Genomic DNA, 24,018 nt, shown 5'->3' with positions numbered 1-24,018 from the left:
GGGGGTCGGGACGGAGGTCGTTCAGGAGCCGAGGCCGGGCAGGTCGTGACCCATCCGGTCGCGCTTGGTCCGCAGGTAGCGCAGGTTGTGCTCGCCCGCCGGGGTCTCCACCGGCTCGCGGCCCTTGACCTTGAGGCCGTACTCGGTGAGCGCGGCGAGCTTGTCCGGGTTGTTGGTGAGCAGGGTGAGCGAGTGCACGCCGAGGTCCCCGAGCATCTGCGCGCCGATGCTGTAGTCGCGCGCGTCGGCGGGCAGGCCGAGGTCGAGGTTGGCGTCGACGGTGTCGCGGCCCTGCTCCTGGAGCTCGTAGGCACGCAGCTTGTGGGCGAGGCCGATGCCCCGGCCCTCGTGACCGCGCAGGTAGAGGACGACGCCTCGGCCGGCTTCGGCCACCCTCTGCAGGGAGGCCTCCAGCTGCGGGCCGCAGTCGCAGCGCAGCGAGCCGAACACGTCACCGGTGAGGCACTCCGAGTGGACGCGCACCAGCACGTCCTCGCCGTCGGGCAGGCGGCCGTCGGCGTCCAGGCCGCCGGCGACCAGGGCGAGGTGCTCGACCCCGTCGATGGTGCCGCGGTAACCGACGGCGGTGAACTCCCCGTACGCGGTGGGCAGCGCGGTGACGGCGGCCCGGTCCACGTGGAGCTCGGTACGGCGGCGGTAGGCGATCAGGTCCTCGATGGAGATGATCGCCAGGCCGTGCTCGCGGGCGAACGCGACCAGCTCGGGCAGCCGCGCCATGGTGCCGTCGTCGTTGACCACCTCGGCGATGGCGCCGGCCGGTGCCAGCCCGGCCAGCCGGGCCAGGTCGACGGCGGCCTCGGTGTGGCCGGGGCGGACGAGCACGCCGCCCTCGACGGCCCGCAGCGGGAAGACGTGCCCGGGGCGGGTGAGGTCGCCGGGCTCGGTGCCGGCGGAGGAGAGCAGCCGGACGGTCCGGGCGCGGTCGGCGGCCGAGATGCCGGTGTCGACCCCGTCGCGGGCGTCGACCGAGACGGCGTAGGCGGTGCCCTTGCGGTCCTCGTTGACCTGGGTCATCGGGGGCAGCTTGAGCCGGTCCAGCTCCGCCCCGGTCATCGGGACGCAGATCACGCCGGAGCTGTAGCGGATGGTGAAGGCCATCAGCTCGGGGGTGGCCGCGGAGGCGGCGAAGACGATGTCGCCCTCGTTCTCGCGGTCCTCGTCGTCGACCACGATCACGGCGCGGCCGAGCGCGATGTCGGCGACGGCCCGCTCGACGGGGTCGAGCGCGAGGTCGAGGTCGTCGGTCTGGTTGGCGGTCATGCCGTGGCTCCCTGCGGGACGGTGGCGGACGTGGCGCGCGGCTCACGGGTGCTCAGCCACCAGGAACGCAGGCCGAGCAGTACCAGGACGAAGTAGATCGAGTAGGTGAGGCCGGAGAAGGAGTAGCCGCTGTTGAAGGCGAGCGGGACGCCGACCACGTCGACGGCGATCCAGGCGAACCAGAACTCCAGCCAGCCGCGGGCCTGGGCGACCATCGCCGCCAGCGTGCCGACGAAGATGTAGGCGTCCGACCAAGGGCTCCACGACAGGCTGGGGTTGGCCAGGAAGAGCCAGGCCAGCGCCCCGGTGCCGAGCGCGGTCCCGGCCACCAGGGCGGCCCGCTCGGGCCAGCTGGCGAACCGGACGACGATCCCGTCCGCCCCGCGCCGGCCGCGCCGCCACTGCGTCCAGCCCCAGGCGGCCGTGGCGACCACGATCAGCTGCTTGCCGATCAGGCCGGGGACATGGCCGTTCAGGTAGGCCGTGATGAGCACGGCGCCGGAGAGCAGCTGGACCGGCCAGCTCCACACCGAGCGGCGCCAGCCGAGCGCGAGGCCGCACAGGCCGAGCAGGTTGCCGATCATGTCGGCCCACTTCACGTGCTCACCGAAGACGGTGAACGCTTCTGCGCTGAGCCAGTTCACTGGGCTTCTCCGGCGATCGTCGAGGGCAGGGCGCGGGAGTCGAGCAACCGCTCCACGTACTTGGCGAGGACGTCGACCTCCAGGTTGACGCTCTCGCCGACGGCCTTGGTCCCGAGCGTGGTCAGCGCGAGGGTGGCCGGGATGAGGCTGACGGTGAAGCTGTCGCGGGCGGCCTCGACCACGGTCAGGCTGACGCCGTCCACGGTGATGGAGCCCTTCTCCACCAGGTAGCGGGAGATGGTGGCGGGCAGCGAGAAGCGCAGCACCTCCCAGCGGAGGTTGCCGTCGGCGTCGCGCTCGCCGGCCTCGCGGCCCAACAGGGCGCCGGTGGCGTCGACATGGCCCTGGACCAGGTGCCCGCCGAGGCGCGCGCCGAGTGCCATCGCGCGTTCCAGGTTGACCCGGGAGCCGGGCGCGAGCTCGCCCAGGCTGGAGCGGTGGAGCGTCTCGGCCATCACATCGGCGCTGAACTCACCGACACCGGCGGCCAGTTGCTCGGGGCTGTCGACGACGGTCAGGCAGACGCCGTTGACCGCGATGGAGTCGCCGTGGTGCGCGTCCTGACAGACCACCGGACCGCGCAGGCGGATTCGCGAGGAGTCGCCGATCTCCTCGATCGACACGACCTCGCCGAGCTCTTCGATGATGCCGGTGAACACCCGGGTTCTCCTCGCGCTTAGGGGCGCGGACTCCGGGGTGGTGGCACGGGAGAGGACACGGACGGGCACCGGTGCGCGGGCCGGCGGACAGGACCCGTCGCCGGGCTGCCGCAGAACGCCGGGAGAGAGCTCTCCCGTCGCACACCTCCCCGAGGTCCACCGGGGGACCACGGGTACTGCTCTTCGTCCGCCGCGCACGCCTCCCATCCGGACTTTAACCGTCGGTCCAGGAATTTCACCTGGTCAACCGGCCGCTGGCTGCGGACGGGTCGCGGACTGTAACCGCCGGTTCGGATTTTCACCGACCCCGGAGTGCGCTGAACGTCACTGCTACTACTGACGTCATTGTGCCATGGCCCGCCTAGGCCGAGGGAGAGGCTTCGGCTGTGGTCTGTTTCACGCGCGGGGCGGGAATGCGCGGGCGTCGGGCGGGCGTCGCGCGCGGTGGGTCCGCCCCGGGCTCCGGGCCGCCCGGGTGGCGAACCGGGGTGCGGCGGGCGCAGGCTGGTGGTACGCGGCCGGCACCGGCCGACCGGACTCCTGGAGGTGCGAGGACGATGGCCAAGTTCATGGACGTCCACCACGGCATGACCGGAATCACCGGCGAGCAGCTGCGGATGGCCCACCAGGCCGATCTGGCGGTCGAGGGCGAGGAAGGCGTGCACTTCGAGCAGGCCTGGGCCGATCCCGAGTCGGGCACCGTCTACTGCCTCTCCGAGGCGCCGTCGAAGGAGGCCGTGCAGCGCATCCACGAGCGCACCGGCCACCCGGCGGACGAGATCCACCCGGTGCCGCTCGTGGTGTGACGCCCTCCGCCCCGGCGGGCCCCGCAGGACCCGCCCCTGCGGGCTCGGCAGGAGTTCAGAGAGCCGGCACCAGCGTGAAGTGGCTGACTTCGGGCGGGTGGGCGAGGTAGCGCAGCTCGCCCTCCGACCAGACCGGCCTGATCCGCCACATCGGCCCCGCGTACCCGCGCAGGGCGTCCTCGTCGCGCCACCGGCTCAGCACCAGCACCCGGTGGCCGTCCTCCGCCACCGAGCGCAGCAGTTCGCCGCCCAGGCAGCCGTCCGTCTGCCCGAGCTGGGGGATCACCTGCGTGGTCAGCACGGCGCAGAACTCCTCGACGCGCCCGGCCACGACCTGCCCGGCCCAGATCCTGACGATCACGTCCACCACCTCCCGCGAAAGCCCCTGGCCCCATTATCAGCGCAAAACCGCTGGTCGGAAGGGTTCGGGAGGGTCGTGACGAGAGCCGCCCGGTCGCTGCCCGGAACGCCTTCGCTAGATTCCCGGGTATGACCACCACCCCGGAAACCGTCGTTCCGTCAAGCGGCGGGCCCACCGCGCCGACGAGCCTGTTCGCGGCCCTCAGTGCGGACGCGGTGCGCGCCGCGGCGGAGCTGCGGGAGATCTACGAGCAACCCGGCGACCATGCGCGGCGCAAGCAGGTCGACCACATCCACGAGGTGGCACGGAAGCTGATCGCCTGCTCCTCGCTGGTCTTCGTGGCGAGCGCGGACGCGGCCGGGCGGTGCGACGTGTCGCCGCGCGGCGGGCCGGCCGGGCTGGTGTCGGTCCTGGACGAGCACACGCTGGCACTTCCGGACGCCACCGGGAACAAGCGGCTGGACACCCTGCACAACATCGTCGAGACCGGCCAGGTCGGGCTGATCTTCGTGGTGCCGGGCCGGGACACCACGCTCCGGGTCAACGGACGGGCCTGCGTGTCCACCGACCCGCGACTGCTGGAGCAGCTGACGGCGGTCGGCAAGCCGCCGCGCAGCGCGATCGTGGTGGCGGTCGAGGAGGTGTACGCGCACTGCCCGAAGGCGTTCCTGCGCAGCTCGGCGTGGAAGCCGGGGAACTGGCTCGGTACGGACGAGCAGCCCAGCTCGGCCGAGATCACCCTCTCCCACCTGCGGGATCCCGACCTGACCATCGAGATGATCGAACAGACCGAGCGGGAGGCGCTGCTCTACCGGTACGAGTAGGCGGGCCTGCCCGTGCGGGTGGGCGGGCCGGCCCGTGTTCGTCGGCGGGCCTGCCGGTGTGGCGCGGCCGGGCGGCGCGGCCGGGCCGGGAACGCCGTGGGCCGGCTCCTCGACGGGACGCGCGGCGCGCCCCTCCCGCACCGTGTGCCCGCGCGTCCGCGCGTCCGCGCGCCCGCACCCCGTCGACGGCCGGACGGGTGAAGTGCCGCCGCGCCGAGGCCGTGGGGGTGCCGGGCCGGCGGGTGGTGGCTTGAATGAACGGATGGACTGCGTCTTCTGTGCGGTGGTGGCGGGCGAGGAGCCGGCCCACCTGATCCTGGACGACGAGGCGGCAGTGGCCTTCCTGGACCGCCGGCCACTCTTCCCCGGCCATGTCCTGGTCGTGCCGCGCGCCCACCACCGCACACTGGCGGACCTGCCGGCGACGGAGGTGGGCCCGTTCTTCCTGCGGGTGCAACGGGTGGCCGCCGCCGTGGAGCGCGGGCTCGGGGCGGCCGGCAGCTTCGTCGCGGCGAACAACCGGATCAGTCAGTCGGTGCCGCACCTGCACGTCCACGTCGTGCCGCGCAACCCGAAGGACGGGTTGCGCGGCTTCTTCTGGCCGCGCGGGAGGTACCCGGACGAGGCGGGCGCGGCGGCCGTCGCCGACCGGCTGCGGGCCGCCCTCGCCGCGCCCGGCCGGTAGGCCCTCGGCGGGCGGGGCCCCGGCCGTCAGCCGACGCGGACGTCGTCCAGCACCCAGTACCAGTTGTTGCTGCCGGTGTAGCGGAAGCGCAGGCGCAGCCGGCTCGCGCCGGGCGGCACGGCCAGGGTGAGCAGCTGCCGGCCGTTGGTCTCGGCGCTGTAGCTCCTGACGGCGACGGGCGTGCCGCCGTCCCAGACGGCCAGCACCTGGGCGGTCTGGGCGCCCTCCTGCTGGTAGTAGGTGGTGAAGGAGACCGGGACGGTGCCCAGGCCCGCCACCGGGTACTCGGGGCTGACCAGGGTGGAGTCGTAGCTGCCCTTGAAGGTCTTGTCGGCCCATTCGTCGGAGTCGGCGACCGCGAAGACGTTGCGCGAGCGGACGTTCAGCTCGCGGTACTGGTCGCGCTGGGTCTTCGTCCAGAACTCGTCGGTGGTGAAGGCCCAGCCGCGCCACTCGGTGACGCCGCCGGTGCCCATCGCGGAGTTGTCGATCGACCAGCCGCTCGGCGGGGTGTGGGTGAAGCCGACCGTACCGGCGGCGATGCCGGTCTCGTCCACCGGGCCGGAGAGCCGCGGGCGCAGCGCGCCGAAGGCGTCCGGGACGAGGCTGCCGATCGGGCTGCCGTCGAGGTTCCAGGCCGGGTCGATCGCGATGCCGAGGTGGGCGATGGCGGTGGGCGCGATGTCGACCATGCGGACGTCGTGGCGGACCGAACCCGCCGGGAAACCACCGCCGTTGGCGATCACGAAGGTCTGCCGCTCACTCCACGTGGAACCGCCGTGGCCACCCGTGTCGGTATGGCCGTGGTCGGCGGTGACCATGATCAGCCAGTCCTCCTGCCCGTAGCGACCCCGGACGGCGGCGACGAGCTGGCCGACCTGGACGTCCACACCGCGGATGGCGTCCAGGTAGGCCTGGCTGGCGGCGCCGCTCGCGTGGCCGGCGTGGTCGACGTTGTCGAGCTGGACGAAGACCGCGTCCGGGTTGCCGTCTCGCAGCTCGGCGACGGCACGGGAGGTGGTGCCGGTGTCGTACTCGGCGTCCGGGGTGGCCACCCGGGCGTCGACCCGGCCGGAGTAGACGGTGTTGGCGATCGGCGCCCAGGAGGCGACGACGTAGGTGGCGAGCGCGGGGGCGGCCGTCTCGATCCGGGTGAGGAAGTCGGGGTAGGCGGCGAAGGCGGGGGCGGTGAAGTCGTTGTTCCGGACGTTGTGCTTGTCGGGCCAGACCCTGGTGGCGATGGTGGACCAGCCGGGGCCGGAGGAGGTGTCGGCCATCGGGGCGGCGTAGAGGCTACTGGCGGCGGTGAGGCCGCCGGCCATCAGGGCGTTGAGGTTGGCGGCGCCGGCGTCCTTGATCCGGTTGAGCATGGCGCCGTCGAGGCCGATGACCAGGACCTTCGGCGTGCGGCCGGCGGTGGTGGCGGCCGAGGCGGGGCGGGCGGCGAGGGTCGGCAGGCCGGCCGCGAGTGCGGCGGCGGCACCGAGGAACAGGCTGCGGCGGGGCATTCCTGCGGTCACGTCGTACTCCTGATGATCCGTCACGAAGCGGAGTGGGGCAGCGACAAGACTCGGAGCGGCGGGTGGACGGCGGCCGCCGGGGTTTCGTCCCGGGGCGTGAACAGCACGGGAACTCGGTCCAGACCCGTTACCATTCAGTGATCTAGGAGGGGTGGTCGCACGACACTGCGGGACAGCGTGCGGCAGAGAATCCGGTGCGGTTCCGGGAGGGCTCCGCCCCGGGCGGACACGCATCCGGCCAGGCGGCGACCAGCGGCGTTCAGTCGGCTTCCAGCCGGGTCGTGAAGCTGAACCGGTCACCCCGGTAGAGCGAGCGCACCCGCTCCAGCGGAACGCCGGCCGTGTCCCTGGTCAGCCGGTGGAGCAGCAGCATCGGCAGCGCCGGTGGGGTCCCGACCAGCAGGGCCTCGCGCGGGGACGCGAGCACCGTCTCGATCCGCTCGTCGGCGGCACCGAACTCGATGCCGGCCTTCTCCCGGAGGAAGGCGTAGAAGGACGCTCCGGGGTCGAACTCCCGGTCCAGCGCGGGTACCCGGGCCACCGCCAGGTAGGTGCTCTCCAGGCCGACCCGCTCGCCGTCCGCGAGCAGCACCCGCTCCAGGTGCCAGACCCGCTCCCCCACCGCGATGGCCAACTGCCCGGCGAGCAGCGGATCCGCGGCGAACTGCTCCAGCCCGATCAGGTTGCGGCCGGGGACCCTGCCCTGACGGCGGACGCCCTCGGTGTAGCTGGCCAGCGAGAGCGGCTGCTCCAGCTTGGGCCCGGCGACCACGGTGCTGCGCCCGCGACGGCGGACCCGCCCCTGGATCAGCAGGTCGCGCAGGGCCTGCCGGAGGGTCTCCCGGGCCACCTCGAAGCGGGCCGCGAGGTCTCGCTCGGTCGGCAGCACGCCGCCTTCGCCGAGTTCGTCGAGCAGCTCCTCCAACTGACCCTTGACCGCGTAGTACTTGGGCACCCGGCCGTGTTCGGGGATGCCCGACCTGATCGGCGCGCCGGGGCCGGGCGGGGCGGCCGGCCCGGAGGTCTCTTCCATCCCGCCATCCTCGCAGACTCCGCGGCACCGTCCGGTTCCGGCCGAATTCGCCCCGGCGCGCCGTCACCCTCTTGACAGGTATAGACCATTCCGCTTGAGTCTGAGGTCAGCCCCGCACGGCCCGCACCGGCCCGTACCCCGGTCGGCCCGCAGGCACCCCGGTCCGCCCGCACCCCGGTCGGCCGGCACCCGTCGGCCCGTCCCCCACGACACGCCGCCGCGCCGCGGGGCGAGGCTCCCTGCCACGACCCACCTCCCTCCACGACCGTGCGGCCCCCACCGCACAAGGGGTGATCAAGTGTCAACGAAACGCCTGCTCGCACTGCTCTCCGCGATGGTCACGGCCCTGGCCGTCATCCTGCTGCTGCCCGCCGCGGCGGCCAACGCGGCAGCCTGCGCCACGCCCTGGAACGCGTCCACCGCGTACACCGGCGGCGCCGCCGTCTCCTACGGCGGGCACAACTGGTCCGCCAAGTGGTGGACCCAGAACGAGACCCCGAGCACCGCCGGCACCGGCGTCTGGGCCGACCAGGGCGCCTGCGGCGGCCAGACCGACCCCACGCCCACCCCCGGCGGCTGCGCCTACCCGGACTGGGTCGCCGGACGCGCCTACACCACCGGCGCGATCGTCCACTACACCAACGGCGGGCTCTACCGGGCCACCCACGACAACCCGGGCTACGACCCGGTGATCAGCACCTGGTACTGGGAGCCGTACACCTGCGGCCCGACGACGCCGACCCCCACGCCGACCACGACCCCGAACCCCGGCGGATTCCCGGTCAGCCAGGCGCAGTTCAACCAGATGTTCCCGAACCGGAACTCCTTCTACACCTACCAGGGCCTGCTCGACGCGCTCGGCGCCTACCCCGGGTTCGCCAACACCGGCAGCGACACCGTCCGCAAGCAGGAGGCCGCGGCCTTCCTCGCCAACGTGAACCACGAGACCGGCGGCCTGGTCCACGTGGTCGAACAGAACACCGCCAACTACCCGCACTACTGCGACGGATCACAGCCGTACGGGTGCCCGGCCGGGCAGGCCGCGTACTACGGGCGCGGCCCGATCCAGCTGAGCTGGAACTTCAACTACAAGGCCGCCGGCGACGCCCTGGGCATCGACCTGCTGCACAACCCCGGCCTGGTGCAGACCGACCCGGCGGTGGCCTGGAAGACCGCGCTCTGGTACTGGAACACCCAGACCGGCCCGGGCACCATGACCCCGCACAACGCCATCGTCAACGGGTACGGCTTCGGCGAGACGATCCGCAGCATCAACGGCTCGCTGGAGTGCAACGGCGGCAACCCCGCGCAGGTGCAGAGCCGGATCAACGCCTACCAGTCCTTCACCCAGATCCTCGGCACCGTCCCCGGCTCGAACCTGGGCTGCTGACGCCGCACCAGGGGTGACACCACCCCGGTACGCCCCGCCGCTCCCCCGGCACACCACGGGGAGCAGCGGGGCATACGCCTGCCGGAGGACCGGCGGGGGCCGGAATCATCGTCACGGCGGACGACCGGGCACCGACGGGGCCCCTACGCTCGAAACCATGAACGACCTTGGCAGCCTTGTCCAACAGACCGCCGACCGACTCGCGGCCCAGCAGGTCGGCGTGGTGGTCACCGCCCTGGCCGGCGGCGCGGTGGAGATCCGCGGCGCCGGGAGCACCACCGCCGGCCCGGCCGGCGAAGCCCCCGGTCCGCGGACGCTGTTCGAAATCGGTTCGGTGACCAAGGTGTTCACCTCGCTCGCACTGGCGCGACTGGTGCTCGCCGGCTCGGCCGGGCTCGACGAGCCGCTGGCCGACGTCCTGGCGGGCGCGCTGCCGCCCGGCGCGCGCGTCCCGGCGCGGAACGGCACGCCGATCGCGCTCCGCCACCTCGCCACCCACACCTCCGGCCTGCCCCGGCTGCCCGCCGGGATGCTGCTGCCGGCCCTGCTCCACCCGAACAAGCCGGACCCGTACCGCGACTGCACCGGCGAGATGCTGCTCGCCGGGCTCGCCCGGACCAGACTGCGGGCGGTGCCGGGGCGCGGCTTCCGCTACTCCAACCTCGGCGCCGGGCTGCTCGGCCTGGCCCTCGCCCACCGGGCCGGCACCGGGTACGAGGAGCTGGTGACCCGGGAGATCTGCGAACCGCTCGGGCTCGCCGACACGGTGATCGGCGTCGACGGGGAGCGGGCCGCCCGGCTCGCCCGGGGGCACACACCCGGGCGCCGCCCGGTGCCCGGGTGGCAGTTGGCCGACCTCGCCGGCGCCGGCGGGCTCCGCTCGACCGCCGCCGACCTGGCGGTGCTGCTGCGGGCCCAACTGGCCTCCGGCACGGGCGGCGACTCGCCCCTGGCGCCCGCGATCGCCCTCACCCGACAGGTGGAGCACAAGGTCAATCCCTTCGCCTGGGTGCACCTCGGCTGGCTGGGCCACCGGTTGCACCCGCGTCAGGGCGGCCACCTGCAGATCTGGCACAACGGCGAGACCGGGGGCTTCCGCTCCCTCGTCGCCTTCGACCCCGAGAAGCAGGTGGGCGTCATCGTCCTGGCCAACACCCGCCGATCGGTCGACCCGGGAGGCATCGCCCTGCTGCGCACCCTGCAGAACAGCTATCCGGCACCGGCCGCCGAACAGCGGCGCCGTGCCGCCGACGGGAGGGAGTGACCGCGGACCGGTTCGAGCGAGGGCGCGATAGTTGGATTCTCAAACTCACTCCCCTATAGTGGGTTTGAGAATCCAACTACCATCCTGCTCCGGGCCGGCCGCCCGGGGCCCCTCAGAGGAAGGCGGCCGTCATGCGTGACGCCGTAATCGTCGAAGCCGTCCGCACCCCCATCGGCAAGGGCAAACCGGGAGGCGCGCTCTCCGGCGTCCACCCGGTGGAACTGCTCGCGCACACCCTCCGGACCCTGGTCGGGCGCAGCGGGATCGACCCGGCCCTGGTCGACGACGTGATCGGCGGCTGCGTCGACCAGGTCGGCGAGCAGGCCATGAACACCACGCGTTACGCCTGGCTCGCGGCCGGCCTGCCGGAGTCCGTCCCGGCGACCACCGTCGACCGGCAGTGCGGCTCCTCCCAGCAGGCCGTCCACTTCGCCGCCCAGGGCGTGATCGCGGGCGCGTACGACCTGGTGGTGGCGTGCGGCATCGAGTCGATGAGCCGGGTACCGATGTGGTCCAACGTGCCGCCGGGGGCGGACCCGTTCAGCGCCTCGATCGCCGCCCGCTACCCCGGCGGGCTGATCCCGCAGGGCGTCAGCGCCGAGCTGATCGCCGCCAAGTGGTCCGTCTCGCGCGAGGCGATGGACGCCTTCGCCCTGGAATCACACGCCAAGGCCGCGCACGCCCACGCCGCGGGCTGGTTCGAGGCGGAGCTGGCCCCGGTCTCGACGCCCGCCGGGATCGTCGCGACGGACGAGTCGGTGCGTCCGGGCAGCACCGCCGAGGCGCTGGCCGGGCTCCGGCCCTCCTTCGCCGACCCGGCCATGGCCGAGCGGTACCCGCAGATCGACTGGTCGGTGACGGCCGGCAACAGCAGCCCGATCAACGACGGCGCCTCAGCGGTGCTGATCACCAGCAGCGAGACGGCCGCCCGGCTGGGCCTGCGTCCGCTGGCCCGGCTGCACTCCTTCGCGGTGACCGGCTCGGACCCGCTACTGATGCTCACCGGCGTGCTCCCCGCCACCGAGAAGGTCCTGCGGCGGTCCGGGCTCTCCCTGGCGGACATCGACCTGTTCGAGGTGAACGAGGCGTTCGCCTCCGTGGTGCTGGCCTGGCTGCAGGAGACCGGCGCCGACCCGGCGAAGGTGAACGTCAACGGCGGCGCGATCGCGCTCGGCCACCCGCTCGGCGCGAGCGGCACCCGGCTGATGACCACGCTGGTGCACGCGATGCACCGGCGCGGCGCGCGCTACGCACTGCAGACCATGTGCGAGGCGGGCGGCCTGGCCAACGCCACCGTGCTGGAGGCACTGGACTGACCGGCCGGCCGCCGGCCCCACCGCCCGGGCAACCGCGCGCAGGACGTCGGACCGCGGCCGACGTCCCGCGCCGGGCGGGCGAGGCGGGGCGGGCTGGCGGAACGCGCGGGGCCGCGCCACCGCGTGGGAAGATGGCAGGGCTGGCAGAAACGATCTCCGGGCGGTTCTCTGGCCATGGTGAACGAGCAGCGTGATACCGGCGGGCCCGAGGCGCCGCGCCCGGGGCAGCCGGGTACCGCGGAGCCGCGTCAGGACGCCCTGCTGATGGTCCCGATCGCGACCGCCCTGATCGAGGCGAACGGGCGGATCCTGCACTGGAGCAACGACGCCGAGGCCCTGCTCGGCTACAGCGCCGAGGAGGCGATCGGCTCCCTGGCCGCACAGTTGCTGGCCACCGACGACCAGCGGCCCGAGGTGCTGGAGCTCTTCCAGGGGATCGTGGACGGCCGCGGCTGGTCGGGGGTCTTCCCGGTGAAACACCGGGACGGCCACTACGTCAACCTGGAGTTCCGCACCCACCCGATCGCCGGCCCCGGCGGCAGCCCGCTGGTCCTGGCCGTCGCGTCCGACGTGACGACGCTGCGCCGGATCCAGGCCGACCTCGCCGTCCTGAACGGGTTCTTCACACAGTCCCCCGTCGGCATGGCCGTGTACGACACCCGGCTGGCCTTCGCCCGGCTGAACGACGCACTGGCCCGGGTCAACGGCCTGCCCGCCGAGGCGCACCTGGGCCACCGCCTGACCGAGCTGCTGCCCGGCATCAACGGCGCCGAGAGCGAGGCGGTGATGCGGCGGGTGCTGGAGAGCGGCGAGCCCGTCGTGGACACCCGCTCCCACGGCCGCACCCCCGCCGACCCGGAGCACGACCACGCCTGGTCGGCCTCCTACTTCCGGCTGGAGGACCCGGGCGGGGAGGTCCTCGGGGTCAGCTCGACGGTCGTCGACATCACCGAGCGGTTCCGCGCGGACGCCCGCGCCGCCCGCGCGCAGGAGCGGCTGGCGCTGCTCGTCGACGCCACCGCGTCCATCGGCACCACCCTGGACCTGCGGCAGACCGCCCGCGAGCTGGCCGACGCGATGGTGCCCAGGGTCGCCGACATCAGCGGGGTGTTCGCGCTGGAGGCGCTGGTCGCCGGACGCACCGTGGAGCCGCTCGACCCGACCGCGCCCCACCTGGTGCGCCGGCTGGCACTCGCCACCACCGACCCGCTCTACCCCGCCGAGGCGCTGCCGGTGGACGCGGTGCACGAGCTGGCGCCGGACTCGCCGTACGGGCGGGCCCTGGCGACCGGGCGGACGGTGGTGGTGCCGTCCTGGGAGCTGCCGCTGCTGAGTGCGGCGATCACCGAGAGCCGCCGCCAGGCCTACCTCGGCGACCGCCCGCGCTCGGTGCGGATCACCCCCCTGGTGGCACGGGGCACCACGCTCGGCATGGTGGTGTACTCGCGGCGCGGCGAGCGCGAGTCCTTCGCCGAGGCGGACATAACTCTTGGTGACGAGCTGGCCTCTCGGGCGGCCGTCGCCATCGACAACGCCCGGCTCTACCTGCGCCAGCACCAGACCGTCCTCGCCCGCCAGCAGGCACTGCGCGAGGCGAAGGCCGCGCAGGAGCGGCTGGCGCTGGTCAACGTCGCCTCGGCGCGGATCGGCACCACCCTCGACCTCGCCCAGACCGCCCAGGAGCTGGCCGAGGTCGCGACGCCCCGGCTGGCCGACGCCGTGGTGGTGGAGGTGCTGGACGACCTGGTGCGCGGCGAGCGCGAGGTGCGCACCCTGGCGGACGGCTCCGCCGTGCTGCGCCGGATGGCGTTCCACTCGGCGCACGGCTCGACGCTGGAGCCGCTCGACCGCACCGGCGGGGTGCAGCGGTTCCCGCCCGGCTCGCCGTACGCGTGGAGCCTCAACCACCGCAAGCCGGTGCTGGTGCCGCGGATGGACGAGCAGGGCATGGCCTGGTTCGCCGACGACCCCGTCCGCACCGCGGCCGCGAAGAATCAGAACGTCCGCTCGTTCATGGTGGTGCCGCTGATCGCCCGCGGCTCGCCGGTCGGTATCGCCGCGTTCTACCGGACGGGGGTCGAGCGCCCGTACGAGGACGACGACCTGACGCTGGCCGGTGAGTTGGTGGTGCGGGCGGCCGTCTCGATCGACAACGCGCTGCTGTTCACCCGGGAGCGCGACGCGGCCGCCGCCCGCCAGCGCGCGCTGGACGAGGCGTGGGCGGCCCAGCAGCGGCTCTCGCTGCTCAACGAGGCGAGCACCCGGATCGGCACCACGCTCGATCTGCACCGCACCGCCGAGGAGTTGGTGGAGGTCGTGATCCCGCGCTTCGCCGACTTCGTCACCGTCGACCTGCGTGACGCGGTGCTCGGCGGCGAGGACCCGAGCCCGGTGCCGGACGACGGCTCCGTCCTGATGCGGGCGGTCGCCGTCGGCGAGGCCGGCGCGGACGGCACCATGGCCGCCGCGGCGGACCAGGTGGGCGCCACCTCGCAGTCCGCGCAGGTGTACGCGGAGAGCCTGCGCACCGGCCGCTCGATCCTGGTCTCGGAGGTGGACGAGGCGGCGCTGCGCCGGATCGTGGCCTCGCCGGACCGGGTGCAGCCGGGCCTCGACGCCGGGGTGCACTCCTACCTGATGGTGCCGCTGCTGGCGCGCGGCATGGTGCTGGGCGGCGCGGAGTTCCTCCGGACCCGCAACCCGGTGCCGTACGGACCGGCTGACCGGGCGCTGGCCGAGGAACTGGCCGCGCGGACGGCGCTCGCGATGGACAACGCCCGGCTCTACCGCCGCGAACGGGACACCGCGCTCACCCTGCAGCGCAGCCTGCTGCCGCAGGAGATCCACCGCACGATCGGCCTGGAGATCGCCTACCGCTACCTGCCCAGCAGCGTGGTGAGCGAGGTCGGCGGCGACTGGTTCGACATCGTCCCGCTCTCCTCCGGCCGGGTCGCCCTGGTCGTCGGCGACGTGATGGGCCACGGCATCCGCGCCGCCGCCACCATGGGCCAGCTCCGCACCGTGGCACGGACGTTGATCACCCTCGACCTCGACCCGGAGCGGGTGATGCACCGGCTCGACGAGGCCACCTCGGAGATCGGCGAGGGCCAGTTCGCCACCTGTGTCTGCGTGGTCTACGACCCGGTGGACCGGCGCTGCGTCGCCGCCTGCGCCGGCCACCTGCCGCCGGTGGTGGCCGACGCCGAGGGCCGGGCCCGGCTGATCGAACTGCCCGCGGGCGCGCCGCTCGGCGTCGGCGGAGTTCCCTTCCAGAGCGTCGAGTTCACCCTCCCCGAGGACGGCATCCTGGCGCTCTACACGGACGGCCTGGTCGAGCGCCGGGGGCGGGACATCGACGAGGGCCTGGAGCTGCTCTGCCGGACCGTCTCCGACCGGCACCGCTCGCTGGAGCAGACCTGCGACGCGGTGCTCGCCGAACTCACCGGCCGCACCAGTGAGGACGACATCGCGATCATCCTGGCGCAGGCCCTACCGACCGGCACCGACCGGATCGCCACCCTCCCGCTCGGCGAGGACCACGCGATGGTCGCGCACTCGCGCCGCTTCACCCGGGAGACGCTGACCGGCTGGGGCCTCGGCCCGCTCGCCGACTGGGCCGAGCTGCTCACCAGCGAGCTGATCACCAACGCACTCGTGCACGCCGGTTCCCCCGTCCAGCTGCGACTGTTCCACAACCGGCTGCTCACGGTGGAGGTCACCGACCGGGACAGCGAGTCGCCCCGGATCCGCCGCGCCCGGGAGGAGGACGAGGGCGGGCGCGGCATGCACCTGGTCAACGAACTCGCGCACCGCTGGGGCACCCGCCGCACCCGGGAGGGCAAGGTGGTCTGGTTCGAGCTGGAGCTGCCGCCGGGCAGCACGCCGCCGTAAGCCCGGGCCCCCGGGGAAACCCCTCCGACCTGGCACGACAACCGGTGTTTGTCGCCTTTCCCGCACGGTTGTTGGCCCGTCCCGGCGACCGGGGGCTTGGCTTGGTCCCGCATGACGCCGGACGGCGCACCCGGGCAGCGGGCCCGGGTGGCCGTCCCGGACCGGACCCGAGGAGCTCCCGTGAACCAGCTCGACCCGCGCGCCGTCGTGGAGCGCTACGTCACCGCCGTCGCCACCGGCGATCTGCCCACCGCGGCGTCCTCGTTCGCCGAGGACGCCACCTGGTCGTACCCGGGCGACCTGCCGCTGTCCCGGGTCTGGCGCGGCCGGACCGCCATCGTCGAGGACTTCCTCGGCTCGGTGGGTACCCTCTTCGCACCCGGCGCCGTGCTGGAGGTGACGCTGACCGGTCTGCTCGCCGACGGCCCGCAGGTGGTCGCCGAGTGGACCGCGCGGGGGACGGCGGCGAACGGCGCCGCCTACGACAACCGGTGCCTGGGCATCTTCACCGTCGAGAACGGCCTGATCACCGCCGTCCGCGAGTACCTCGACACCCAGCACGCGGCGCGCACGCTGTTCGCACCGGCGGCCGACTGACGACCGGTCGGCGGCCGCCGGTGACGGCGCTGGGAGTGTGAAAACTAGGCGAGCAGCAGGTTGACGTCGCCGAACTCGTGCCACAGGTAGCGATCGTGGACCGCCGCCGCGTAGCAGCGTTCGAGCAGCGGCCGGCCGGCGACGGCGGCGAGCATCAGCAGGTGGGAGGCCCGGGGTTCGTGCCAGCCGGTGAGCAGACCGTCCACCGCGCGCACCCCGCGCTCGGGCGTGACCACCACCTCGGTCCAGCCCTGCGCCTCCCGGACGCTGCCGTCCGGGCCGGCCGCCGACTCCAGGGCCCGGACGGCGGTGGTGCCCACCGCGATCACCCGCCCGCCGCCGGCCCGGACGTGTCCGACCAGCCGGGCGGTGGCGGCCGGCACCCGGAACCACTCGGCGTACGGCGCCTCGTGCGCCTCCGGCGAAGCGACTCCGGTGTGCAGCGTGATCGGCGCGACCAGCACGCCGCGCCCGGCCAGCCGGGCCACCATCTCGGCGGTGAACGGCCGTGCGGCGCTGGGCATCTCACTGCTGCCGGGGACGGTGGCGAAGACCGTCTGATAAGCCTCGATCGGCCAGTCGCGGTCCACGTACCCGTACCGGATCGCCTTGCCGTGACGGCCCAGGTAGCCGGTCAGCGGCTCGGGCAGGGCGAGCCGGGCGTGCCAGAGCCGGGGCGTGAACGCCTCGACCAGTTCGGCCGCGGCGCCGCCCGGCAGCGCCACCCGCAGCCCCGGGCGGGCCGGGGACTCGTCCGGCGGGTAGCAGGCGGCGGCCGTGCCGGGTACCGTGCGGCGCAGCTCGACCAGGAAGGCACCGCGCCGGTCCGGCCGGGCTGAGGAGAGGTGCAGCGCGACGGGGCTGCCGTCGGGCAGCCGGCCGGCGAGCGCCGCGGGCAGGGTGGCCGAGTTGTTGACCACCAGGACGTCCCCGGGGCGCAGCAGCGTGGGCAGGTCGGTGAAGCGGCGGTGCTCGACGGTCGCGCCGCGCCGGCGGCCGACCAGCATCCGCACACTGTCCCGGGCGGTGCCGCGTGCCTCCGCCGGGGCGCGGGCGGAGAGTTCGGGCGGGACCGTGACGTCGATCCACGGGTCCGCCGACGCCGTCATCACTCGCCCCGGGCGACGGCCGGCAGGTGGGAGGCGCGGTAGCGGCCGGAGGCCCGGCTGCCGCTCACCAGGGCGAGCAGGGCGGGCACCACGGTCTCGGGGAGCGGCTCGTCGGAGATGTCCTCGCCCGGGCAGGCGTCCTGGTACATCCGGGTGCGCATGGTGCCCGGATCGACCGCCCAGACCCGCACCGCCTCCTCCTCGCGGGCCAGGACGGCGGAGGCCTGGTCCAGCGCCGCCTTGCTGGCGCCGTAACCGCCCCACCCGGGGTAGGCCTCGACGGCCGCGTCCGAGCTGATGTTCAGGACCGCCCCGGCGTGCCTGCGCAGCTGGGGCAGTACGAGCTGGGTGAGCGCGATCGGCGCCAGGGCGTTGACCTCGAAGGTCTCCAGCAGATCGGGCAGCGGGACGTCGGCGAGCCGGGGCAGCGGGACGTCGGTCGTGTCGGAGCCGCTGAGCGTGCCGGCGTTGTTGACCAGGAGGTGTGCTCCGCCGAGCCCTGCGGCGGCCTCGGCGAGGCGGGCGCGGTGGTCGTCGTCGACGACCGAGCCGGCCAGCGCGACCACGGTGGTGGTGGCGGCCAGTTCGGCCTCGGCGGCGGAGAGTTCGGCCGCGTTGCGGGCGGTGATCACGAGCTGCCAGCCGCCGGCGGCGAGCCCCCGGGCGAGCGCCCGGCCGAGGCCGCGCGAGGCACCGGTGACCAGGGCGACGGGGGCGGCGGATCCTGCGGTGTTCTGCGGTGCGTTCATGGCACCACGATCGCTCCGGCGGGCCCGGTCCCGGATCGGCCGCCAGGCCGGGGCGCCGGTCGTCCGTTCGGCCTAGACCGCCGGACCGAGACCGGGTCCGCGCTCCGGGCCGGGGTTCGGGCCGGGGTGGGGCGCCTGGTCCGGGCCGGGCTGCACGAGCGGACCGGAGCTGCCCAGGAGCTTTCTGCCACACCCTGGTTCGGCTGCCAGCCGTCCGCAACCCATGGCTGCGCGAGATCCTCGACAGCCTCACTCGGCACATTCGCGCCGGCTTCCTCCGACCGGCGACGCAGCTGACGGGCCCCGGCAGGACGTCGAGTCGACACGCCCCCGGACCCCGGTCGGTTCGGCCCACCGCGATGCGGGAGAATGAACCCATGAGCGACGACCAAACCCCGCCCGCCTCGGCAATCGAACGTCGGCAGCGACTCCTGGACATCATGCGGGAGGACGGCGGCACCTGGGACTGGCGGCGAGCCCGCGAGACCTACCTGCCCCGCCCGGACCCGCGCACCGTGCGCCGCGACCTTCAGTTGCTCTGCAAGGCCCAGCACATCTTCCGCGCCGAGAACGGCGAGTACCAGGCCGTCGGCTAGGGGAGGCCGGCGGCCGTCAGGCCGGCTCCCTTCCACAGCTACCTCCCGGACCGAGCCCCGGTGCCTGGTCCGGGCCGGGCGGGCCGAGCCGGCCGGGAGCTGCCCAGGACTGCGGCTCCGCCCAGGCGGCCAGGGTCCGGCGGGTCTCGAAGCGGCGCGGCAGACCGCTCAGCGGGTCGGTGAACTCGACCACGGAGGCGAGCAGTTGCAGCGGCCGGCGAAAGTCGTCCGGCGCCGGCTCCGGCAGCACCACCGGATACACCGGATCCCCCAGGATCGGCACCCCGAGACCGCTCATGTGCAGCCGCAGCTGATGGGTGCGCCCGCTGAGCGGCCGCAGCCGGTAGCGGCCCAGCCCGTCGCGGTGCTCGACCAGGTCGATCCGGCTCTCGCTGTTCGGCGGGGCGTCCAGCTCCTGCGCCGCGATCACGCCGCGCTCCTTGACGATGTGACTGCGCACCGTGCGGGGCAGCGCGAGCGCCGGGTCGTAGGCCGCCACGGCCTGGTACTCCTTGCGCACCAGCCGGTCGCGGAAGAGCGTCTGGTAGGCGCCCCGGTCCTCGGGCCGCACCACGAACATCGCCAGGCCCGCCGTCAGCCGGTCCAGCCGGTGCGCCGGGCTGAGCGCGGGCAGGCCGAGCCCGTGGCGCAGCCGGGAGAGCGCCGTCTCGACGACGTGCCGGCCGCGTGGGGTGGTGGCCAGGAAGTGCGGCTTGTCGACGACCACCAGGTGGTCGTCCCGGTGCAGCACCTCCAGCGCGAACGGGACGGGGACCTCGTCGGGCAGGTCGCGGTAGAGCCAGAGGTGCCCGGCGGGGCGGAACGGCTCGTCCGGCCCGATCGGGCCGTCCACCCCGACGATCTCGCGCCCGCGCAGCAGCGCGTCGATCCGCTCCGGGTCGACGGTCGGCAGCCGCTCGGCCAGGTAGGCGCGCACGGTCGGCCACGGCCCCTCGGCCGGCAGCCGCAGGTGCACCGGGTCCACCCCCCGGCGTTGCGGCAGGGGTGCGGTCGGTGCCTTGCGCTTGCGTCTCATCTCGCGGCCAGCCTAACCGGGGCCGCCCCGGGGCCGGAGCCGCCGGACGCCCGAGGTGCCGGGGGCCGCCGGGCCGGTGGAGAGTGGACAGTGAGGCACCGCCGCCCGCCCACCGGAGGGAGGTGAACGGTGACCGCCGACGGCCCGCAGGACCCGCTGCCGCCGTTGCGCCTGCCCCGACGGACGCGGAGGCTGCTCTGCTGCGCGTTCGTCCTGCTGGTCGTGGCCGTGGTGGCCGACCTGCTCACCGGGCCGGGGACGACGCTGTCCCCCGTCCTCGCGGTGGCGCCGATACTGGCGGGGGCGACCAGCCGCTCGGCCCGGGTGCCCGTGTTCGCCGGGGCGGTCGCCACCGCCGCCGTGGTGCTGCTGGAGTTCAGCAACAGCGGCGTGCCCACCTCCGTCCATCTCACCGCGCTGATCACCGTCCTCGCCGCCACCCTGGCCAGCGCCGCCAACGTCGTCCTGGTGTCGGCCCGGGAGCGCGAGCTGACCCAGGTGCGGACGGTGGCCGAGGCGGCGCAGCGGGCGCTGCTGCGTCCGCCGCCGGAGCGGCTCGGGCCGCTGCGGGTGGCCGTGCGGTACGCCGCGGCGGCGGCCGAGGCGCGGATCGGCGGGGACCTCTACGAGGTGGTGGACACCCCGCACGGGATCCGGATCCTGCTGGGGGACGTGCAGGGGCACGGGCTCCCCGCGGTGGAGACGGCCGCGGACGTCCTGGGGGTGTTCCGGGAGGCGGCCCGGACCGAGCCGGACCTCATCCGGGTGGCGGAGCGGCTGGACGCCGCCCTGGCTGGCCGCCCGGCCAACGAGCGCTTCGTGACCGCTTTCCTGCTCGACGTGGAGCGCTCCGGCGGGCGGGCGGGCTTCGTCAACTGCGGTCACCCGCACCCGCTGCTGCGCCGCGCGGGGCGGGTGACCGAGCTGGCGCCGCCGCAGCACGCCCCTCCGCTGGGCCTGCTCGGGCTGATCGGCGGGCACTACCGGGCGGGCGGCTTCGACCCGCTCCCGGGAGACCTGCTGCTGCTCTACACCGACGGCGTCTCGGAGGCGCGCGACGCCGCGGACCGGTTCTACCCGCTGGCGCAGCGGCTCGCCGGGCTGCCCGCGGCGAGCCCCGGGGCCGTGCTGGACGCGCTGATCACCGATGTCGGCGACTGGCTCGGCGGCGCCGGGCCGACCGACGACGCGGCGCTGCTCGCTCTGCGCTGGGAATCCTGACCACCCCGGGCGCCACTGTCGGCGGCCCGTGCCGGGCCGTGGACGCGACCGGCGGGATGCCGGCCGAGCAGCGTCGTCGAGGGGCGGCTCGCCGGCCGGGTGGTGGCGGGCACCGGGGCCGGTGAGCCGGCGGCGAGCACCGGCACGTTCGAGCCGTCGACGGACGACGAGCGCCGGCACACCTACGTCCTGCGGTACCAGCCGGGCCGACCCTGCCGGGGGCGCGCCGGGCCGGTCTCCGCGCGGCGCCCGACCGTTCACCCGGGCCGCTGTCACGATGATGCGATCAGTGCACGATCGACATCGGAGGGTGACGCATGCCCGGTACTGCCACGACCTCGACAACGGCCGACGGCGTGGTCACCGTCGACGGGGTGATCGCCCGGCTGCGGGAGATCGGCGCCGGGCTGCCCCCGGACGACGGCGTGGCGGTGTTCAACCGGATGTACCTCACCGTGACGGACGCGGTGCGCCGCCGGCTCGCCCGACCGCGCGCGGACCCGACCCGCCGGACACCGCCACACCACACACCGCCACGCCCCGGCCGCCCGTACTTCGCCGACCCGGCCGCGATGGCCGAGCTGGACGTGGTGTTCGCCGGGCGCTATCTGCAGGCCGTGGACGCCGCGGCGGCCGGGCGGCCGGCGCCGGCCTGCTGGCGGCCGCTCTTCGAGCTGCGCGCGCACCGGGGCGTGCACCCGGTGCAGTTCGCCCTGGCCGGGATGAACGCCCACATCCAGCACGACCTGCCGCTCGCCGTGGTCGACACCTGCCACCGGCTCGGCTGCGGGCCGGAGCGCCTCGCCGAGGACTACCACCGGATCAACGGCCTGCTGGCCGGGGTGGAGACGGTCGTCCGGGAGCAGCTGATGCCCGGACCGGACCTCCTGGAGCGGGCCGAGCCGCTGACGCACCTGCTGGGCGCCTGGTCGGTCGACGCCGCCCGGGACGCGGCCTGGGCGACTGTTCCGAAAGGGACCTGTGAATGACGATGGTGGCGCCCACCTCGGCCGCCTGTACTTCAGCGTAGGACACGGCAACGGGTGTGTCGATCAGCGCCACGGAACGTGCGGCGGTGCCCGTATGGCCGGCCTGCGAGCCTTCCAACTCGAAACCTGGGTGAACCAGTTGGGATGCTCTGCAAGACTTGGGCCGTGACGATTGACTCCCGCTTCCGCTCGCGCAGCTTCGAGGTCTCCTGGCCGCATTGGATCATCAAGGCCGAGCTTGAGCGCCTCATTGAAACGAGCGACGGGCCTCATCACCACGTCACGAACTGGTCCGACGAGTGCGAGCTGCTCCTGATCGAGGCGTTCACGTCGACCGAACCGGTGGACGAATTTCGCGCCCTTCCAGAGCGCCGGAGCGGCTGGGGCACCGACCCATGGGATGAGACTCCGACAGCCTCACGCAAAGACTGGATGAGAGGCCTCTACGAGGCGCTCAACGTCCTGCCAGTTCCGGCGCCACGCCTGCCGTACTGGTCAGAGCGGCGCACGGGCCCGAAGGCGTCACCCTCGACCGACTTGGCTGCGACTTCAAGACGCTTCGCTTGGACGATCGGCAAAATGATCGACGGCGGCTACTTCGCTTGGGCGTTTGGCGACGCCTGTGTGGACGGCGATTACGACGGAGAGCTCGGACCGGACCCCGCCGAGGAAATGCACCGCGAACTCGGCCGTGGGGATCTGTGGCCAGTGCCCGACCATTCTGAGGGTTACACCCTTGATGATCTGTGTGATGTCATCGAGTACTTGGCCGATCACGTTCGTCGGCCACTTCGCCGCCGGTACCACGACTACGCCGGCTGCGGATGGCACTACGAGCGGTTCTCCGCCGAGCGCGGCGCGCAAATCTACCGCTTGCGTGTGAACCAGGTTCTGTCCCAAAGCGTCCTCGGCCTGACCCTGGCGGAGAACGGCCGCCTGGAGACGATCGCGCCTAGCGCCGTGGAAGATCTCGTCACGGCAGTCCGCGCAGCCGAGAACGTGCACGACGCTGACGACATGGAGCTGGAGCACGCCCTGACCCAGTTCAGGGCACGCGGCGCAAGCGAGATGGACCGACGGCAAGCCGTCATCGCGCTGGCTGGCGTCCTGGAGCGTCGGCGGGGGCTCGTCAAGGAGCAACTGCTCAGCAAGGACGAGGGGGCACTGTTCCAGATCGCCAACCAGTTCGGCATCCGCCACCAGGACGCCAAGCAGCAGAAGGCGTACGACTCCTCACTGTACCTGGAGTGGATCTTCTACTGGTACGTCGCGACTATCAACCTGACGAACCGGATCGTTGCTGCGCAGTCGTAGGTATCAAGCGGGGCCAAATCGGCCCCCGGGCCGTTGGCCATCAATCCGATGGTCGGCTAACCATCCAGGCTGCGATGCTGCGGCGATACGACCCGGAAGGAGACCGCTGAGTGAGCGCGCCAAAGTCTGTGGTATTCAACAGGAAGGACCACCGTCTCATTCTGGCCAGCGGCACCGAGCGCACAGGCTACGACGGCGACGTCTTTATGCTTCACGTCGACGACCTGAAGGGGATGCGACCGCCGGAGCTTAAAGCGGCTCTAAGTCGAGTCATGGATGGCGATGAGGTCCGGGTGAATATCACCCAGGACGATCGGGTTGACGAAGATTACTCCCTTGTCGAGGCTATTGACTTCACCTACGCAGACGGCCAGCTGCTCGTCACACTGAACTTCGCTACCGATCACTACGACTATGACGAGCAAGGCGTTGCAGACTCTCTCGGGTCAATCCTCCATCCTTACCTCCGGCGCAATAGGGCAGCGTTTGTTAGGGCAGAACTGGACCCTTACCATCAAGCACCATTCATCTGGCACGTCGTGATTTCGTGCTCCACTCGCAACCGAGACATGGCCGACATGTTTTGCATTGGCGAAGGGGCCTTGGCCCTGCTCCAGGCCTACGAGAGTGGCGAACTAAGTGGTTGGCTCCGGAAGTCCTTCGGGGGTTGATCACGTTGCCAGGGCGACGGAGGATTCTTCCTGGTGATCGGCGGTGTGCCGGTCGAGCCTGG

The 24,018-nt window shown here is 73.2% G+C and carries 22 protein-coding genes and 1 riboswitch; of the genes, 13 read left to right on the top strand and 9 right to left on the bottom strand.

What is annotated here, in order from left to right:
* Nucleotides 1–21: 21 nt before the first annotated feature.
* From AB0J08_RS33570 to AB0J08_RS33560, 3 genes are read right to left on the bottom strand one after another with little or no spacing between them, the layout of a single operon-like run.
* Nucleotides 22–1,281, bottom strand: coding sequence for a bifunctional 3,4-dihydroxy-2-butanone-4-phosphate synthase/GTP cyclohydrolase II (locus tag AB0J08_RS33570; RefSeq protein WP_360641657.1), 1,260 nt, complete (start codon nucleotides 1,279–1,281; stop codon nucleotides 22–24).
* Nucleotides 1,278–1,925 carry a nicotinamide mononucleotide transporter family protein gene (locus tag AB0J08_RS33565; protein WP_360641656.1) on the bottom strand — a complete coding sequence of 216 codons (648 nt, stop codon included), beginning with the start codon at nucleotides 1,923–1,925 and terminating at the stop codon, nucleotides 1,278–1,280. The genes AB0J08_RS33570 and AB0J08_RS33565 overlap by 4 nt, the downstream gene beginning before the upstream one ends.
* The gene (locus AB0J08_RS33560; RefSeq protein WP_360641655.1) at nucleotides 1,922–2,584 is read right to left on the bottom strand and encodes a riboflavin synthase; all 663 of its coding nucleotides are present in this window, start codon (nucleotides 2,582–2,584) and stop codon (nucleotides 1,922–1,924) included. Before AB0J08_RS33560 ends, AB0J08_RS33565 begins: the two co-directional genes overlap by 4 nt.
* Before the next feature lie 191 nt (nucleotides 2,585–2,775).
* A riboswitch (FMN riboswitch) is annotated at nucleotides 2,776–2,903 on the bottom strand.
* Nucleotides 2,904–3,141: 238 nt separating this feature from the next.
* Between AB0J08_RS33560 and AB0J08_RS33555 the strand changes: the two genes are divergently transcribed.
* Nucleotides 3,142–3,390 (top strand): SCO4226 family nickel-binding protein, encoded by a 249-nt coding sequence (locus AB0J08_RS33555; protein WP_360641654.1) that lies wholly within the window; start codon nucleotides 3,142–3,144, stop codon nucleotides 3,388–3,390.
* Between the two features lie 55 nt (nucleotides 3,391–3,445).
* Here the strand turns inward: AB0J08_RS33555 and AB0J08_RS33550 are convergent, their stop codons facing one another.
* Nucleotides 3,446–3,751 (bottom strand): antibiotic biosynthesis monooxygenase family protein, encoded by a 306-nt coding sequence (locus tag AB0J08_RS33550; RefSeq protein ID WP_360641653.1) that lies wholly within the window; start codon nucleotides 3,749–3,751, stop codon nucleotides 3,446–3,448.
* 128 nt (nucleotides 3,752–3,879) lie between these two features.
* On the opposite strand from AB0J08_RS33550, the gene AB0J08_RS33545 reads away from it, so the two are divergent.
* The gene (locus tag AB0J08_RS33545; RefSeq protein WP_360641652.1) at nucleotides 3,880–4,575 is read left to right on the top strand and encodes an MSMEG_1061 family FMN-dependent PPOX-type flavoprotein; all 696 of its coding nucleotides are present in this window, start codon (nucleotides 3,880–3,882) and stop codon (nucleotides 4,573–4,575) included.
* 262 nt (nucleotides 4,576–4,837) lie between these two features.
* A complete protein-coding gene (locus tag AB0J08_RS33540; RefSeq protein ID WP_360641651.1) occupies nucleotides 4,838–5,260 on the top strand; it encodes an HIT family protein in 423 nt (140 codons plus the stop codon).
* A 26-nt stretch (nucleotides 5,261–5,286) separates the two neighbouring features.
* On the opposite strand, the gene AB0J08_RS33535 is transcribed toward AB0J08_RS33540, so the two are convergent.
* A complete protein-coding gene (locus AB0J08_RS33535) occupies nucleotides 5,287–6,780 on the bottom strand; it encodes an alkaline phosphatase family protein (RefSeq protein ID WP_360641650.1) in 1,494 nt (497 codons plus the stop codon).
* 259 nt (nucleotides 6,781–7,039) lie between these two features.
* Complete coding sequence (locus tag AB0J08_RS33530) at nucleotides 7,040–7,813, bottom strand: GntR family transcriptional regulator (protein ID WP_360641649.1); 774 nt, start codon at nucleotides 7,811–7,813, stop codon at nucleotides 7,040–7,042.
* Nucleotides 7,814–8,147: 334 nt separating this feature from the next.
* Between AB0J08_RS33530 and AB0J08_RS33525 the strand changes: the two genes are divergently transcribed.
* From AB0J08_RS33525 to AB0J08_RS33505, 5 genes are all read left to right on the top strand, one after another.
* On the top strand, nucleotides 8,148–9,203 hold the full coding sequence (locus AB0J08_RS33525; RefSeq protein ID WP_360641670.1) for a glycoside hydrolase family 19 protein: 1,056 nt from the start codon (nucleotides 8,148–8,150) through the stop codon (nucleotides 9,201–9,203).
* 157 nt (nucleotides 9,204–9,360) lie between these two features.
* Nucleotides 9,361–10,467 carry a serine hydrolase domain-containing protein gene (locus AB0J08_RS33520; protein WP_360641648.1) on the top strand — a complete coding sequence of 369 codons (1,107 nt, stop codon included), beginning with the start codon at nucleotides 9,361–9,363 and terminating at the stop codon, nucleotides 10,465–10,467.
* A 131-nt stretch (nucleotides 10,468–10,598) separates the two neighbouring features.
* Nucleotides 10,599–11,783 carry a thiolase family protein gene (locus AB0J08_RS33515; protein WP_360641647.1) on the top strand — a complete coding sequence of 395 codons (1,185 nt, stop codon included), beginning with the start codon at nucleotides 10,599–10,601 and terminating at the stop codon, nucleotides 11,781–11,783.
* A 174-nt stretch (nucleotides 11,784–11,957) separates the two neighbouring features.
* Entirely contained in the window at nucleotides 11,958–15,674 is a 3,717-nt protein-coding gene (locus AB0J08_RS33510; RefSeq protein ID WP_360641646.1) for a SpoIIE family protein phosphatase, read from the top strand.
* Nucleotides 15,675–15,854: 180 nt separating this feature from the next.
* Nucleotides 15,855–16,271 carry a nuclear transport factor 2 family protein gene (locus AB0J08_RS33505; RefSeq protein ID WP_360641645.1) on the top strand — a complete coding sequence of 139 codons (417 nt, stop codon included), beginning with the start codon at nucleotides 15,855–15,857 and terminating at the stop codon, nucleotides 16,269–16,271.
* Nucleotides 16,272–16,315: 44 nt separating this feature from the next.
* Here AB0J08_RS33505 and AB0J08_RS33500 read toward each other — a convergent pair whose 3' ends face one another.
* Together AB0J08_RS33500 and AB0J08_RS33495 are read right to left on the bottom strand one after the other, a co-directional pair.
* A complete protein-coding gene (locus tag AB0J08_RS33500; protein ID WP_360641644.1) occupies nucleotides 16,316–17,380 on the bottom strand; it encodes an S-adenosylmethionine:tRNA ribosyltransferase-isomerase in 1,065 nt (354 codons plus the stop codon).
* The gene (locus tag AB0J08_RS33495; RefSeq protein ID WP_360641643.1) at nucleotides 17,380–18,129 is read right to left on the bottom strand and encodes an SDR family oxidoreductase; all 750 of its coding nucleotides are present in this window, start codon (nucleotides 18,127–18,129) and stop codon (nucleotides 17,380–17,382) included. Before AB0J08_RS33495 ends, AB0J08_RS33500 begins: the two co-directional genes overlap by 1 nt.
* Before the next feature lie 377 nt (nucleotides 18,130–18,506).
* On the opposite strand from AB0J08_RS33495, the gene AB0J08_RS33490 reads away from it, so the two are divergent.
* A complete protein-coding gene (locus tag AB0J08_RS33490; RefSeq protein WP_360641642.1) occupies nucleotides 18,507–18,725 on the top strand; it encodes a hypothetical protein in 219 nt (72 codons plus the stop codon).
* A gap of 16 nt (nucleotides 18,726–18,741) precedes the next feature.
* Here AB0J08_RS33490 and AB0J08_RS33485 read toward each other — a convergent pair whose 3' ends face one another.
* Complete coding sequence (locus AB0J08_RS33485) at nucleotides 18,742–19,761, bottom strand: pseudouridine synthase (RefSeq protein ID WP_360641641.1); 1,020 nt, start codon at nucleotides 19,759–19,761, stop codon at nucleotides 18,742–18,744.
* Nucleotides 19,762–19,890: 129 nt separating this feature from the next.
* On the opposite strand from AB0J08_RS33485, the gene AB0J08_RS33480 reads away from it, so the two are divergent.
* From AB0J08_RS33480 to AB0J08_RS33465, 4 genes are all read left to right on the top strand, one after another.
* Nucleotides 19,891–20,982 carry a PP2C family protein-serine/threonine phosphatase gene (locus tag AB0J08_RS33480; protein WP_360641640.1) on the top strand — a complete coding sequence of 364 codons (1,092 nt, stop codon included), beginning with the start codon at nucleotides 19,891–19,893 and terminating at the stop codon, nucleotides 20,980–20,982.
* A 317-nt stretch (nucleotides 20,983–21,299) separates the two neighbouring features.
* Entirely contained in the window at nucleotides 21,300–21,971 is a 672-nt protein-coding gene (locus tag AB0J08_RS33475) for a DUF5995 family protein (protein WP_360641639.1), read from the top strand.
* A gap of 165 nt (nucleotides 21,972–22,136) precedes the next feature.
* The gene (locus AB0J08_RS33470) at nucleotides 22,137–23,285 is read left to right on the top strand and encodes a hypothetical protein (protein WP_360641638.1); all 1,149 of its coding nucleotides are present in this window, start codon (nucleotides 22,137–22,139) and stop codon (nucleotides 23,283–23,285) included.
* 110 nt (nucleotides 23,286–23,395) lie between these two features.
* Nucleotides 23,396–23,956, top strand: coding sequence for a hypothetical protein (locus AB0J08_RS33465; protein ID WP_360641637.1), 561 nt, complete (start codon nucleotides 23,396–23,398; stop codon nucleotides 23,954–23,956).
* Nucleotides 23,957–24,018 lie beyond the last annotated feature (62 nt).

This window comes from Kitasatospora sp. NPDC050463, assembly GCF_040655255.1.
Classification (GTDB): Bacteria; Actinomycetota; Actinomycetes; order Streptomycetales; family Streptomycetaceae; genus Kitasatospora.
This window is presented reverse-complemented; position numbering and strand designations above follow the sequence as displayed.